The sequence below is a fragment of the Streptomyces sp. SAS_272 genome, assembly GCF_052543235.1.
Map to the genome: position 1 here is coordinate 1 of NZ_JBMNDR010000001.1, position 13,298 is coordinate 13,298.

The following is a 13,298-nucleotide window of genomic DNA, read 5'->3' on the forward strand; positions in this document are numbered from 1 at the left end:
TGCCGCGGCGAGGCACGGCGGCCTCAGTAGTGGTAGCGGGCCTTGAGGATCTTCACTTCCTTCTCGTCCACCCGGTACACGAGCCGGTGCTCGGGAGCTGGACCCGCGCTCTGTCTGAGCCCCAGGAGCCCCAGGAGAACCAGGAGAACCAGGAGACCCAGGACGCCCGGGCGGCCGGCGGTGGTCGTGAGTCACGTCTCACCGCCACGCTCGGCGTCGGCCCGGGCCTGCCCGACCGCCTCGGTCTGCGCGCCCCGGACGCCCTGCGCGACCTGCCCTCCTTTCCCGGAGACCGGCTCGACCCCGCCCGCTGCGGCGGCGACGTGCTGGTGCAGCTGTGCGCCGACTCGGCCGACGTCACCGAGGCGACCGCGGCCACCCTGACCCGGCTGGCGGGGGACGCGCTGGTTCCGCGCTGGCGGCAGGCCGGCTTTCTGCCGCCCTCCCCGGACGGCGGCGGCACCCCGCGCGACCTGCTCGGCTTCAAGAACGGCAGTGCCAACCCGACCGCCGAGGAGTGCGAGCGCTGGGTGTGGTCGGGCGACGCGACCTACCTCGTCGTCCGGCGCGTCCACCTGCGTGTGGAGGACTTCGCCCGGCTCGCCGTGCACCGTCAGGAGGAGGTCGTCGGCCGCCGCCGCGCGACCGGCGCCCCGCTCGACGGCGGATCCGAGGACGACGAGGTCGACCCGCTCGCGAAGGACGCTCAGGGCCGGTACACCACGCCGCCGCGCTCGCACGTGCGCGCCGTGAGCCCCCGCCTCGACGACGGCGCCCGGATGCTGCGCCGCAGCTACTCCTACGCCGACGGCCCCACCGACCAGGGCCTGCTGTTCCTCGCCTTCATGCGGGACCCGGCGCTGTTCGCCCGGGTGCAGCGCCGCATGGCCGCACAGGACGACCTGACCGCGTTCATCCAGGCGCGGGGCTCGGCGGTGGCGTACGTCCTGCCGGGCGCCGGCCCGGGACGTCCGCTGGGCGCGGAGCTGCTGGCCTGAAGGCGGCACGGTCACAGTCCGGGCCCCGCGCCGACGAGGACCGGCGCCGACGAGGGCGGCACAGACGAAGGCCGCTCCGTCGAGGGCGGCTCCGTCGAGGGGCTGCCCTGACGAGGACACACGAGCCGACGAGGGCTGCCACGGGCGTGCGGGACAATGGGCCGTATGCCTTCCGCACTCCCCGACGGTGAGCCGGTTCCCGGCGACGGCGCGCTCCCGGCGTCCGCACTCGCCGGCGCCGCCGACCGCCCTCTCGGGTTCTATCTGCACGTTCCGTACTGCGCGACCCGCTGCGGGTACTGCGACTTCAACACCTACACCGCGACGGAGCTGCGCGGCACCGGCGGGGTCCTCGCCTCGCGCGACAACTACGCGGACACCGTGATCGACGAGATCCGGCTGGCCCGCAAGGTCCTCGGCGACGATCCGCGCGAGGTCCGCACGGTCTTCGTCGGCGGCGGCACGCCGACCCTGCTGGCCGCGTCCGACCTGGTACGGATGCTGGGCGCGGTCCGCGACGAGTTCGGCCTCGCGGCGGACGCCGAGGTGACGACGGAGGCCAACCCGGAGTCCGTCGACCCCGCGTATCTGACGGCCCTGCGCGAGGGCGGCTTCAACCGGGTCTCGTTCGGCATGCAGAGCGCGCGGCAGCACGTGCTGAAGGTCCTCGACCGCACGCACACCCCCGGCCGGCCCGAGCGGTGTGTGGCGGAGGCGCGGGCGGCGGGCTTCGACCACGTCAACCTGGACCTGATCTACGGCACCCCCGGCGAGTCGGACGACGACTGGCGGGCCTCGCTGGAGGCGGCCCTGGGCGCCGGACCCGACCACGTCAGCGCGTACGCCCTGATCGTCGAGGAGGGCACGCAACTGGCCCGCCGGATCCGCCGCGGCGAGGTCCCGATGACCGACGACGACGTGCACGCCGACCGCTATCTGATCGCGGACGAGGTGATGTCGGCGGCGGGCTACGACTGGTACGAGGTCTCCAACTGGGCCACCTCGCGGGCGGCCCGCTGCCTCCACAATGAGCTGTACTGGCGCGGCGCCGACTGGTGGGGCGCCGGGCCGGGCGCACACTCGCACGTCGGCGGGGTGCGCTGGTGGAACGTCAAGCATCCGGGGGCGTACGCGGCGGCGCTGGCGGCGGGCCGCTCCCCGGGCGCGGGCCGGGAGCTGCTGTCCGACGAGGACCGCAGGGTGGAGCGGATCCTGCTGGAGCTGCGGCTGCGCGAGGGGGCGCCGCTCGACCTGCTCCGGCCCGCGGGGCTCTCGGCGTCCCGCCGGGCGCTGGGGGAGGGGCTGCTGGAGGGCGGACCGTACGACGAGGGACGCGCGGTGCTCACGTTGCGCGGCCGGCTGCTGGCCGACGCGGTGGTACGGGATCTGGTGGACTGATCCCCCGGGGAGCGAACCGGTGCGCGAGGCGGGCCGTGGCCGGGGTGTGCGGGCGGACGTCAGGCCCCGCCGTCCGTGACGGAAGCGGGCTGTGGCCGGGATGTGCGGGCGGACGTCAGGCACCGCCGTCCGTGACGGAAGCGGGCCGTGGCCCGGGCGTGCGGACGGACGTCAGGCGCCGCCGTCGGTGACGAAGTCGATCAGTTCCTCGACGCGGCCCAGCAGCTCCGGCTCCAGGTCCTTGTAGGAGCCGACCCGCTTCAGGATCGCCTGCCACACCGCCCCGGTGTTCTCCGACGGCCAGCCCAGCGCCCGGCACACTCCCGTCTTCCAGTCCTGGCCGTGCGGGACGCGCGGCCACCCGGCGATCCCCAGGGACGCCGGTTTCACGGCCTCCCAGATGTCGATGTACGGGTGGCCGACGACCAGCGCGTGCTCGCTGGTCACCGCCTGCGCGATGCGCCACTCCTTCGTCCCCGGCACCAGGTGGTCCACCAGGACGCCGAGCCGGGCGTCCGGTCCGGGGCCGAACTCGGCCACGATCGAGGGCAGGTCGTCCACCCCTTCCAGGTACTCCACGACCACGCCCTCGACGCGCAGATCGTCGCCCCACACCTTCTCGACCAGCTCGGCGTCGTGCCGGCCCTCGACGTAGATACGGCCGGCCCGCGCGACACGCGCGCGGGCGCCGGGGACGGCGACCGAACCCGAGGCGGTGCGGGCGGGACGGGAGGGCCCCGCGGCGGGCCTCACCAGGGTCACCACCCTGCCCTCCAGCAGGAAGCCGCGCGGCTCGAGCGGGAACACCCGGTGCTTGCCGAAGCGGTCCTCCAGGGTCACCGTGCCCGCCTCGCAGCGGATCACCGCGCCGCAGAAACCGGTGCCGGGCTCCTCCACCACCAGGCCGGGCTCCGCCGCGACCTCGGGAACCGGCGCCGGCTTCTTCCAGGGAGGGGTCAGGTCGGCGGAGTACTGGCGCATTCGGATGACGATAGGAGAATCCCCGGGGCGGGATTACGGCGACACGCCGAATCGTGCCGCCAGCGCGTCCCGCTGTGCCCGTACGAACGCCGCGTCCACCACGGCCCCGTGACCGGGCACGTACCGCGCGTCCTCGCCGCCGAGGTCGAGGAGCCGGTCCAGGGCGGCGGGCCAGCGCGACGGCACCGCGTCCGGGCCGGCCTGCGGATCGCCGGACTCCTCGACCAGGTCGCCGCAGAAGACCGTCTCGGGCTCGCCGGCCGCCGCACCCGGGACGAGGACCACCAGATCATGGGCGGAGTGGGCGGGGCCCACGTTCGCCAGCAGGACCTGCCGGCCGGCGCCCAGGTCGAGCGTCCACTCCCCGGAGACGAAATGGCGGGGCCGTACGAGCGTGTCCGCGGCCTCGGTCGCCGCGGCCTCGTCCACGCCCTGCCGCACCGCGTCCTCCCGCAGCTCGTCGGCCGGCACGGAGTCGATGCCCACCGCCCCGAACACCTCCGCGCCGGCGAACGCCGCCGCACCCAGCACATGGTCGAAATGGGGGTGTGTGAGCGCGAGATGGGTCACACGTCCGCCGGCGAGCCGCTCGGCCTGCGCCCGCAGCAGCGCGCCCTCCGCCAGCGTCGATCCGGCGTCGATCACCAGCGCCGTGCCCGCCCCGACGACCAGCCCCACCGTGCAGTCCCAGCCCGGCAGCCGGCACCGGCCCACCCCGGCCGCGACCCGCTCCCATCCCAGCTCTTCCCAAGTCATCGTCATGCCGCGACGCTAGCTGCACGGCATCCGTGCCGGGGCCGACCTTGCCCCGGGTGTACCCCACAGCCGTACACTGGCCGGGGAACGCTGGCACTCGAATGTGAAGAGTGCCAAAGGCGAGGGCCCAGGGGACTGGGGGACGACATTCTGGAGGTGTGCGCGCGATGCTGAGTGAACGCAGGCTCCAGGTGCTGCGCGCCATCGTCCAGGACTACGTCGGCACCGAGGAGCCGGTGGGGTCCAAGGCGCTCACCGAGCGGCACAACCTCGGCGTCTCCCCGGCGACGGTCCGCAACGACATGGCCGCCCTGGAGGACGAGGGGTACATCGCCCAGCCGCACACCAGCGCCGGGCGGATCCCCACGGACAAGGGCTACCGGCTCTTCGTCGACAAGCTGGCCGGCGTCAAGCCGATGACCGGCCCCGAGCGGCGCGCCATCCAGAACTTCCTGGACGGCGCGGTCGACCTCGACGACGTCGTGGCGCGGACGGTACGGCTGCTCGCGCAGCTCACCCGGCAGGTCGCCGTCGTGCAGTACCCGTCCCTGACCCGCTCGACCGTGCGGCACGTGGAGCTCCTCTCCCTCGCGCCGGCACGCCTGATGCTGGTGCTGATCACGGACACCGGGCGGGTCGAGCAGCGGCTGGTGGACTGCCCGGCGCCCTTCGGGGAGTCCTCGCTGGCGGATCTGCGCGCGCGGCTGAACAGCCGGGTGGCGGGCCGCCGCTTCAGCGACGTGCCTCGGCTGGTGGAGGACCTGCCGGACGCCTTCGAGGCGGAGGACCGCGGCACGGTGACGACGGTGCTCTCCACGTTGCTGGAGACGCTCGTCGAAGAGAACGAGGAGCGGCTGATGATCGGCGGAACCGCCAATCTCACCCGCTTCGGACATGACTTTCCCCTCACCATCCGGCCCGTCCTGGAGGCCCTCGAGGAGCAGGTCGTGCTCCTCAAACTCCTTGGCGAGGCGGGGGATTCGGGCATGACCGTACGCATCGGTCACGAGAACGCCTACGAGGGACTCAACTCCACTTCCGTGGTGTCGGTCGGCTACGGTTCGGGCGGCGAGGCAGTCGCCAAACTCGGCGTGGTCGGACCGACCCGCATGGATTACCCGGGAACGATGGGAGCGGTACGAGCGGTGGCACGGTACGTCGGACAGATCCTGGCGGAGTCGTAAGTGGCCACGGACTACTACGCCGTCCTCGGCGTGCGCCGCGACGCGTCGCAGGAAGAGATCAAGAAGGCCTTCCGGAGGCTCGCGCGCGAGCTGCACCCGGACGTCAACCCGGATCCGAAGACCCAGGAGCGGTTCAAGGAGATCAACGCCGCCTACGAGGTGCTGTCGGACCCGCAGAAGAAGCAGGTCTACGACCTCGGCGGCGACCCGCTGTCCCAGGCGGGCGGCGGTGGCGCCGGCGGCTTCGGGGCGGGGGGCTTCGGCAACTTCTCCGACATCATGGACGCGTTCTTCGGCACGGCGTCGCAGCGTGGGCCCCGCTCGCGCACCCGGCGCGGCCAGGACGCGATGATCCGGCTGGAGATCGACCTCGAGGAGGCGGCCTTCGGCACCACGAAGGACCTCCAGGTCGACACGGCGATCGTCTGCACGACGTGCAGCGGCGAGGGCGCGGCCCCCGGCACCAGCGCTCAGACGTGTGACATGTGCCGCGGCCGCGGCGAGGTGTCGCAGGTGACCCGGTCGTTCCTGGGCCAGGTCATGACGTCGCGGCCGTGTCCGCAGTGCCAGGGCTTCGGCACCGTCGTGCCGACCCCGTGTCCCGAGTGCGCGGGCGACGGGCGTGTGCGCTCGCGCCGCACCCTGACGGTGAAGATCCCGGCCGGCGTCGACAACGGCACCCGGATCCAGCTCGCGGGCGAGGGGGAGGTCGGCCCCGGCGGCGGCCCCGCCGGCGACCTGTACGTGGAGATCCACGAGCTGCCGCACGCGCAGTTCCAGCGGCGCGGCGACGACCTGCACTGCACGGTGACCCTGCCGATGACGGCGGCGTCCCTCGGCACCAAGGTGCCCCTGGAGACGCTGGACGGCCTGGAGGAGGTCGACATCCGGCCCGGCACCCAGTCCGGCCAGTCGATCCCGCTGCACAGCCGGGGCGTCACGCATCTGCGCGGCGGCGGGCGCGGCGACCTCATCGTGCACGTCGAGGTGCAGACCCCGACGAAGCTCGATCCCGAGCAGGAGCGGCTGCTGCGGGAGCTGGCGAAGCTGCGGGGCGAGGAGCGGCCCACGGGGCAGTTCCAGCCCGGACAGCAGGGACTGTTCTCCCGGCTCAAGGACGCGTTCAACGGACGGTGACGGTGGAGGTGCGGCGGGCGGCAGTCTCTTCCGCCCGCCGTGCCTTTCCCCTCCTCCCGGACGGGCCGGGGGTGCGCGCCGACGACTGAATCTCCCGGCACGTGCCGAGGGGAAGGGCCGATTCGGACTTGTCCTGAGGACGTGACAACATGCCGCCATGTCCTCCGCGCTGACCGGTCTCCTCCCTCACCCGATCGTGCAGGCCCCCATGGCGGGCGGTGTCTCCGTCCCGCAGCTCGTGGCCGCCGTGTCCGAGGCGGGCGGACTCGGATTCCTGGCAGCCGGGTACAAGACCGCCGACGGCATGTACCAGGACATCAAGCAGCTGCGGAGCCTCACCAGCCGCCCCTTCGGCGTCAACCTCTTCATGCCGCAGCCCGAGTACCCCGGCGCGAGCACCGGCTCCACCGGAGCGGCCCAGGCCGCGCTCCCCGCTGCCGGCGCCGTTGACGTCTACGCCCACCAGCTCGCCGGTGAGGCCGTCTGGTACGACACCGAGCTCGGTGACCCGGACAGCGGCCGCGACGACGGGTACGACGCCAAGCTGGCGGTTCTGCTGGACAACCCGGTGCCGGCGGTGTCCTTCCACTTCGGCGTCCCGAGCGGCGAGGCGCTGGAGTCGCTGCGCCGCGCGGGAACGTTCACGCTGGTCACGGCGACCACCGTCGAGGAGGCCCTCGCGGTGGAGCGGGCCGGCGCGGACGCGGTCGTCGTGCAGGGCGTGGAGGCCGGCGGACACCAGGGCAGCCACCGGGACAACCCCGAGAACGACGGCTGCGGCATCGGCCTGCTCTCCCTGGTCGCCCAGGTCCGGGAGTCCGTGAGCCTGCCGGTCGTCGCCGCCGGCGGCATCATGCGCGGCAGCCAGATCGCCGCGGTCCTCGCGGCCGGCGCGAGCGCGGCACAGCTGGGCACCGCGTTCCTCGCCACACCCGAGTCCGGCGCGCACGCCGTGCACAAGCAGGCGCTGACCAACCCCCTGTTCGTGCGCACCGAGCTGACCCGCGCCTTCTCCGGCCGCCCGGCCCGCGGCCTGGTCAACCGCTTTCTGCGCGAGCACGGCCCGTACGCGCCCGCCGCCTACCCGGAGGTGCACCACCTCACCGTGCCGCTGCGCAAGGCGGCGGCCAAGGCGGGGGACGCCCAGGGGATGGCGCTGTGGGCGGGGCAGGGCCACCGGATGGCCCGCGAACTGCCCGCCGGACGACTGGTGGAGGTGCTGGTGACCGAACTCGCCGCGGCGCGGACAGCGTTGTCGCAGGGCTTCGCGGCCGACGAGGGCGGCGCCCGATGACCGCTCCCGTCTTCGTCGTCGACGAAATCCCGCACGGTCGGACCGAGTTCGTGCTGGACGGACCCGAAGGCCGGCACGCCGTCTCGGTGAAGCGCCTGCGGGCCGGCGAGGACATCGTCCTCACCGACGGCGCCGGACGCTGGGCGGAGGCCGAGGTCGTCGCCGCCGAGGGCAAGGACCGGCTGGTCGTGCGGCTGGGCGAGACGGTCGAGGAGCCCGTCGAGACGCCGCGGATCACCGTCGTGCAGGCCCTGCCCAAGGGCGACCGGGGCGAGCTGGCCGTCGAGACGATGACCGAGACCGGCGTCGACAAGATCGTGCCGTGGGCGGCCGCGCGCTGCATCACCCAGTGGAGGGGCGAGCGCGGAGCGAAGGCGCTCGCCAAGTGGCGGGCCACCGCCCGCGAGGCCGGCAAGCAGTCCCGCCGGGTCCGCTTCCCCGAGGTCGCGGAGGCGTCGACCGCCCGCCAGGTGGCCGCGCTGCTCGCCCGGGCCGACTTCGCCGCCGTCCTGCACGAGGACCGCGACTACGGCAGCGAGCCGCTGGCCGCCGCCGAACTCCCCGCCGAGGGCGAGATCGTGCTCGTGGTGGGCCCCGAAGGGGGCGTGTCGCCCGAGGAGTTGGCCCTCTTCGAGGAGGCGGGCGCGAAGGCGTACCGGCTCGGCCGGAGCGTGCTGCGCACCTCGACCGCCGGCACGGCGGCCGCGGCCCTCGTCCTGGGCCGCACCGGCCGCTGGTCCTGACCGCCCGCCCGTCTGTCCGCTCGTACGGCGGCCAGGCCTTGCCCGTCCGCCCGCCCGCCCTTCGGAGGTCAACGTGGAACTCGTCCAAGTCAGGCTGCTGGTCAGGGACTTCGCCCTCTGCTACCGCTTCTACGCCGACGTCCTCGGGCTGAAGCCGCAGTCGGGCGCGGAGCAGGGGCCGTACGAGAAGTTCAGCCCCGCCACCGGGTCGGCGGGCATCGCGATCCAGGACCGCGCGATGATGGCGGAGGTGCTCGGCGAGCTGGGCGACGCGGCGAACGGGCACCGTTCCCTCGTGGTGCTGCGCGTCGACGACCTGGACTCCTACTGCGCGGGCGTCACCGCCCGTGGCGCCGCCCTGATCCACGGCCCCGCTCCGATGACCGACCGTATGCGCGTCGCCCACCTCAAGGACCCGGAGGGGAACCTGGTGGAGCTTCAGGAATGGCTGCTGCTGCGCGGCTGAGCGCGACGGCGGTGAACAGCCCCCGCCCGTCCGGCTCATCGTCCGCGCGGAACGTGACCGCATACGGGCTACCGCAGGGCCGCCCCGAGTGGCACGCTGCCCTTCATGGGGGCATCGAGGCGTGATCGGCTGCTTCCGGCGGTGGCGGTCGTGTTCGCGGCGGTCGGCGTCGTGGCGTGCGAGCCGGGCGGGTTGAGCACCATGTCCGTGGCGCACACCACCGACGAGGCGGCGACGGCCGAGATCCAGCGACGGCACGTGGACGTGCGCTGGCTGACGTGCACGGCTCAGTACAAGGACGAGAAGAAGGCGGCCGCCGTCGCCGCCGTCGACTGCCGGGGCAAGACCTCCGACGGACGCGACATCACGGTCGAGGGCCGGGTCGCGCGGGCGGTCGACGGGGCCTGTGTGCGGGGGGACCTCACCGCGGTCGTCGGCCGGAAGCAGCTGTTCCGGGTGAGCGGGCTCGGCGACTGCAAGTCCGCGACGCCGTCGCCGGTCAAGCCGTCCGGTTCCGCCGCGCCCGGCGCCCGGCCGACCGTCACCGTGACGGTCACCGTCACCCAGACCGTCGGCGCGGGCGGCGCGGGGAAGTGACCGAAACCCCTGACCAGCGGGCCCGGCGATGCATACAGTGATCCGGTGACCCAGTCCGCGACGCCTGCCGCGTATCTCAGATTCCCGCACCTGCACGGCGAATTGGCGGCCTTCGTCGCCGAGGACGACGTGTGGCTCGCGCCCCTCGACGGCGGCCGCGCCTGGCGGGTCAGCTCCGACAACACGCCGGTCTCCTCGCCGCGCATCTCGCCCGACGGCGCCACCGTCGCCTGGACGTCCACCCGTGACGGCGCGCCCGAGGTGCACATCGCCCCCGTCGACGGCGGGCCCTCGACCCGGCTGACGTACTGGGGCAACGCGCAGACCCGGGTGCGCGGCTGGACCCCGGACGGCCGGGTCCTCGCCGTCAGCACCTACGACCAGGCGACCCTGCGGCGCAGCTGGGCCCGCGCCGTCCCGGTGGACGGCGGACCGGCGGCGACCCTGCCGTACGGGCCGGTCGGCACGGTCGCCCACGGCCCGCACACCGTGCTGCTGTCCGCGTCGATGGGCCGCGAGGCCGCCCACTGGAAGCGCTACCGGGGCGGCACCGCGGGCAAGCTGTGGATCGACCGGGAGGGCGACGGGGACTTCGTCCGACTGCACGAGGAGCTGGACGGCAACATCGAGTGCCCGGTGTGGGCCGGGGACCGTATCGCGTTCCTCTCCGACCACGAGGGCACGGGTGCGCTGTACTCCTCCCTCGCCGACGGCTCCGACCTGCGCCGGCACACGCCGCACGGGGGCGCCTCCCGCTCGGGCGAAGCCGAGAGCGGGGAAGGCTTCTACGCACGCCAGGCCGCCGGCGACGGCACCCGGATCGTGTACATGTCCGCAGGTGAGCTGTGGCTGCTCGACGACCTCGACGGGGCCGAACCGCGCCGCCTCGACGTCCGGCTCGGCGGCCAGCGCACCGACCGCCGCCCCTACCCGGTCGCCGCCTCCCGGTGGTTGGGCGGGGCCGCGCCCGACCACACCGCGCGCGGCAGCGCCGTCGAGGTGCGTGGCGCCGTCCACTGGGTCACCCACCGGTCGGGGCCCGCCCGGGTGCTCGCCGCCGAACCCGGCGTGCGGGCCCGGCTGCCGCGCACCTTCCGCACGGAGGGGGAGGAGTGGGCGGTGTGGGTGACCGACGCCGAGGGGGAGGACGCGCTGGAGTTCGCCCCGGCGACCGGCGCGGCCTCCGGCGCCACCCCGCGCCGGCTCGCCGCCGGACGGCTCGGCCGGGTCCTCGAGCTCGCCATGGCGCCCGACGGCAGCCGGGCCGCGGTCGCCGCGCACGACGGACGGCTGCTGCTCGTCGAGCGGGAGACCGGAGAGGTCCGCGAGGTCGACAGCAGCCCCGACGGCGAGGTGTCCGACCTGGTCTTCTCACCGGACTCGGCCTGGCTCGCCTGGTCGCACCCAGGGCCGCGGCCGCTCAGCCAGCTCAAGCTCGCCAACGTCACCGACCTGTCGGTCACCGAGGCGACCCCGCTGCGCTTCCGCGACTACGCGCCGGCCTTCACCCTGGACGGCAAGCACCTCGCGTTCCTCTCCACACGCGCCTTCGACCCGGTCTACGACGAGCACGTCTTCGACCTCTCCTTCGTGGCCGGCGCCCGCCCGCACCTCATCACGCTCGCGGCGACCACCCCCTCGCCCTTCGGCCCGCAGCGGCACGGCAAGCCGTTCGAGGCTCCCGACAAGGAGGAGACGCCCGACAGCGAGGGCACCCCCGCCACCCGTATCGACCTCGAGGGCCTCGCCGACCGGATAGTGCCCTTCCCGGTCGAGGCCGGCCGCTACTCCGGGCTGGCCGCGGCGAAGGACGGCGTGCTGTGGCTGCGGCATCCCGTGCACGGCGTCCTCGGGGCCTCCCGCGCCACCCCGGACGACCCCGGCCCGGACACCGAGCTGGAGCGCTACGACCTCGTCCACCTGCGCGTCGAGCACCTCGCGGCGGACGCCGACCGCTTCGAGGTCAGCGGCGACGGCAAGCGGCTGCTGCTGTGGACCGACGGCAAGCTCAAGGTCGTCCCCAGCGACCGGCGCGCCTCGGGCGACGAGGACAGCGACAGCAACGTCACCGTCGACCTCGGCCGGATCCGCCGCGTCGTGGACCCGTCCGCCGAGTGGCGGCAGATGTACGACGAGACCGGCCGGATCATGCGGGACAACTTCTGGCGGCCCGACCTCGGCGGCGTCGACTGGGACGGCGTCCTCGACCGCTACCGGCCCGTGCTGGAGCGGGTCGCGACCCACGACGACCTCGTCGACCTGCTGTGGGAGCTGCACGGCGAGCTCGGCACCTCGCACGCCTACGTCTCACCGCGCGGCGGCCACCGCGGGGGCGCCCGGCAGGGTCTGCTCGGCGCGGACGTCTCCCGTCACGCGGACGGCAGTTGGCGCATCGACCGGGTGCTGCCGTCGGAGACCTCCGACCCCGACGCCCGTTCCCCGCTCGCCGCGCCCGGCGTCGCCGTGCGGGCCGGCGACGCGATCGTCGCCGTCGGCGGGCAGCCGGTGGACCCGGTCACCGGGCCCGGGCCGCTGCTGGTCGGCACGGCCGGCAAGGTCGTCGAGCTGACGGTGTCGCCGTCCGGCGGGGGCGAGCCGCGGCACGCCGTCGTCGTCCCCGTCGCCGACGAGGAGGCGCTGCGCTACCACGCGTGGGTCGCGGACCGGCGGGCGTACGTGCACGAGGCGTCGGGCGGCCGCCTGGGCTATCTGCACGTGCCCGACATGCAGGCGCCGGGCTGGGCGCAGATCCACCGCGACCTGCGGGTCGAGGTGGCGCGGGAGGGCCTGGTCGTGGACGTCCGGGAGAACCGCGGCGGGCACACCTCCCAGCTGGTCGTCGAGAAGCTCGCCCGGCGCATCGTCGGCTGGGACGTGCCGCGCGGCATGCGGGCGTCCAGCTATCCGGAGGACGCGCCGCGGGGGCCCGTGGTCGCCGTCGCCAACGAGTTCTCCGGGTCGGACGGGGACATCGTCAACGCGGCGATCAAGGCGCTCGGCATCGGGCCGGTGGTCGGGACGCGCACCTGGGGAGGGACGGTCGGGATCGACAGCCGCTACCGGCTGGTCGACGGAACGCTCGTCACACAGCCCAAGTACGCCATCTGGCTGGAGGGTTACGGGTGGGGCGTGGAGAACCACGGCGTCGACCCCGACGTCGAGGTGGTGTGCGCTCCCCAGGACTACGCGGCCGGCCGCGACGTCCAGCTCGACGCGGCGGTGGCGTCGGCACTGGCCTCGCTGGAGACCACGCCCGCGAAAGTCCCGCCCGTGCTGCCCTGACCGGGGTCGCGGCACGCGCCGGGGGCGCCCGCACGGGCCGGAGCGACGCGGTCCCCCCGCTACCATGCCCCCGTACCGATCATCCGTCCGAGGAGGAAACCGCATGGCAGGGGAAGCGCAGGACGACTGTCTGTTCTGCAAGATCGTCGCGGGGACCATTCCGGCGACGATCGTGCGGGAGACCGAGACGACGGTCGCCTTCCGGGACATCAACCCCCAGGCGCCCACCCACGTCCTGGTGATCCCGAAGGCGCACCACGAGAACGCCGCGGCCCTCGCGGCCGCCGACCCGGCCCTCACCGCCGACGTGCTGCGCGAAGCCCAGGCCGTGGCCGACGAGGACAAGCTGGACAGCTACCGCGTCGTCTTCAACACCGGCGCGGGCGCCGGCCAGACCGTCTTCCACGCGCACGCGCACGTCCTCGGCGGCCGCGGTCTGCACTGGCCTCCCGGCTAGACCGC

The 13,298-nt window shown here is 74.1% G+C and carries 12 protein-coding genes; 10 read left to right on the plus strand and 2 right to left on the minus strand.

Features of this window, described 5'->3' with window-relative positions; translation table 11 throughout:
• Together ACN6LD_RS00005 and hemW are read left to right on the plus strand one after the other, a co-directional pair.
• Positions 1-998, plus strand: a 998-nt coding sequence (locus tag ACN6LD_RS00005; RefSeq protein WP_445042123.1) for a Dyp-type peroxidase, incomplete at its 5' end; no start/stop codon positions are given.
• Between the two features lie 165 nt (positions 999-1,163).
• Positions 1,164-2,396 carry a radical SAM family heme chaperone HemW gene (gene hemW, locus ACN6LD_RS00010; protein ID WP_319189177.1) on the plus strand — a complete coding sequence of 411 codons (1,233 nt, stop codon included), beginning with the start codon at positions 1,164-1,166 and terminating at the stop codon, positions 2,394-2,396.
• Between the two features lie 171 nt (positions 2,397-2,567).
• Here the strand turns inward: hemW and ACN6LD_RS00015 are convergent, their stop codons facing one another.
• Complete coding sequence (locus ACN6LD_RS00015) at positions 2,568-3,377, minus strand: DUF3097 domain-containing protein (RefSeq protein ID WP_319189179.1); 810 nt, start codon at positions 3,375-3,377, stop codon at positions 2,568-2,570.
• A gap of 33 nt (positions 3,378-3,410) precedes the next feature.
• A complete protein-coding gene (locus tag ACN6LD_RS00020) occupies positions 3,411-4,139 on the minus strand; it encodes an MBL fold metallo-hydrolase (RefSeq protein ID WP_319189181.1) in 729 nt (242 codons plus the stop codon).
• A 161-nt stretch (positions 4,140-4,300) separates the two neighbouring features.
• Here ACN6LD_RS00020 and hrcA point away from each other — a divergent pair, with 161 nt between their 5' ends.
• The 8 genes from hrcA (at position 4,301) to ACN6LD_RS00060 (ending at position 13,293) form a co-directional block, all read left to right on the plus strand.
• On the plus strand, positions 4,301-5,317 hold the full coding sequence (gene hrcA, locus ACN6LD_RS00025; RefSeq protein WP_057574712.1) for a heat-inducible transcriptional repressor HrcA: 1,017 nt from the start codon (positions 4,301-4,303) through the stop codon (positions 5,315-5,317).
• The gene (gene dnaJ, locus ACN6LD_RS00030; RefSeq protein WP_057574713.1) at positions 5,318-6,454 is read left to right on the plus strand and encodes a molecular chaperone DnaJ; all 1,137 of its coding nucleotides are present in this window, start codon (positions 5,318-5,320) and stop codon (positions 6,452-6,454) included.
• Between the two features lie 157 nt (positions 6,455-6,611).
• Positions 6,612-7,748 (plus strand): nitronate monooxygenase, encoded by a 1,137-nt coding sequence (locus ACN6LD_RS00035; protein WP_319189184.1) that lies wholly within the window; start codon positions 6,612-6,614, stop codon positions 7,746-7,748.
• Positions 7,745-8,491: a 16S rRNA (uracil(1498)-N(3))-methyltransferase gene (locus ACN6LD_RS00040; protein WP_319189185.1), complete on the plus strand. Its 747-nt coding sequence runs from the start codon at positions 7,745-7,747 to the stop codon at positions 8,489-8,491. Before ACN6LD_RS00035 ends, ACN6LD_RS00040 begins: the two co-directional genes overlap by 4 nt.
• Positions 8,492-8,564: 73 nt before the next feature.
• Positions 8,565-8,957 (plus strand): VOC family protein, encoded by a 393-nt coding sequence (locus ACN6LD_RS00045; RefSeq protein ID WP_319189187.1) that lies wholly within the window; start codon positions 8,565-8,567, stop codon positions 8,955-8,957.
• A 105-nt stretch (positions 8,958-9,062) separates the two neighbouring features.
• Positions 9,063-9,554 carry a hypothetical protein gene (locus ACN6LD_RS00050; RefSeq protein ID WP_319189188.1) on the plus strand — a complete coding sequence of 164 codons (492 nt, stop codon included), beginning with the start codon at positions 9,063-9,065 and terminating at the stop codon, positions 9,552-9,554.
• A gap of 45 nt (positions 9,555-9,599) precedes the next feature.
• Positions 9,600-12,836, plus strand: coding sequence for a S41 family peptidase (locus tag ACN6LD_RS00055; protein ID WP_445042124.1), 3,237 nt, complete (start codon positions 9,600-9,602; stop codon positions 12,834-12,836).
• Between the two features lie 103 nt (positions 12,837-12,939).
• Complete coding sequence (locus ACN6LD_RS00060; protein ID WP_319168461.1) at positions 12,940-13,293, plus strand: histidine triad nucleotide-binding protein; 354 nt, start codon at positions 12,940-12,942, stop codon at positions 13,291-13,293.
• Positions 13,294-13,298: the final 5 nt, after the last annotated feature.

Bases quoted from the DNA above. Each gene is read 5' to 3' on its own strand.
- hemW (WP_319189177.1), top strand. From the start codon at position 1,164: ATGCCTTCCGCACTCCCCGACGGTGAGCCGGTTCCCGGCGACGGCGCG.
- ACN6LD_RS00015 (WP_319189179.1), bottom strand. From the start codon at position 3,377: ATGCGCCAGTACTCCGCCGACCTGACCCCTCCCTGGAAGAAGCCGGCG.
- ACN6LD_RS00020 (WP_319189181.1), bottom strand. From the start codon at position 4,139: ATGACGATGACTTGGGAAGAGCTGGGATGGGAGCGGGTCGCGGCCGGG.
- hrcA (WP_057574712.1), top strand. From the start codon at position 4,301: ATGCTGAGTGAACGCAGGCTCCAGGTGCTGCGCGCCATCGTCCAGGAC.
- ACN6LD_RS00035 (WP_319189184.1), top strand. From the start codon at position 6,612: ATGTCCTCCGCGCTGACCGGTCTCCTCCCTCACCCGATCGTGCAGGCC.
- ACN6LD_RS00040 (WP_319189185.1), top strand. From the start codon at position 7,745: ATGACCGCTCCCGTCTTCGTCGTCGACGAAATCCCGCACGGTCGGACC.
- ACN6LD_RS00050 (WP_319189188.1), top strand. From the start codon at position 9,063: ATGGGGGCATCGAGGCGTGATCGGCTGCTTCCGGCGGTGGCGGTCGTG.
- ACN6LD_RS00060 (WP_319168461.1), top strand. From the start codon at position 12,940: ATGGCAGGGGAAGCGCAGGACGACTGTCTGTTCTGCAAGATCGTCGCG.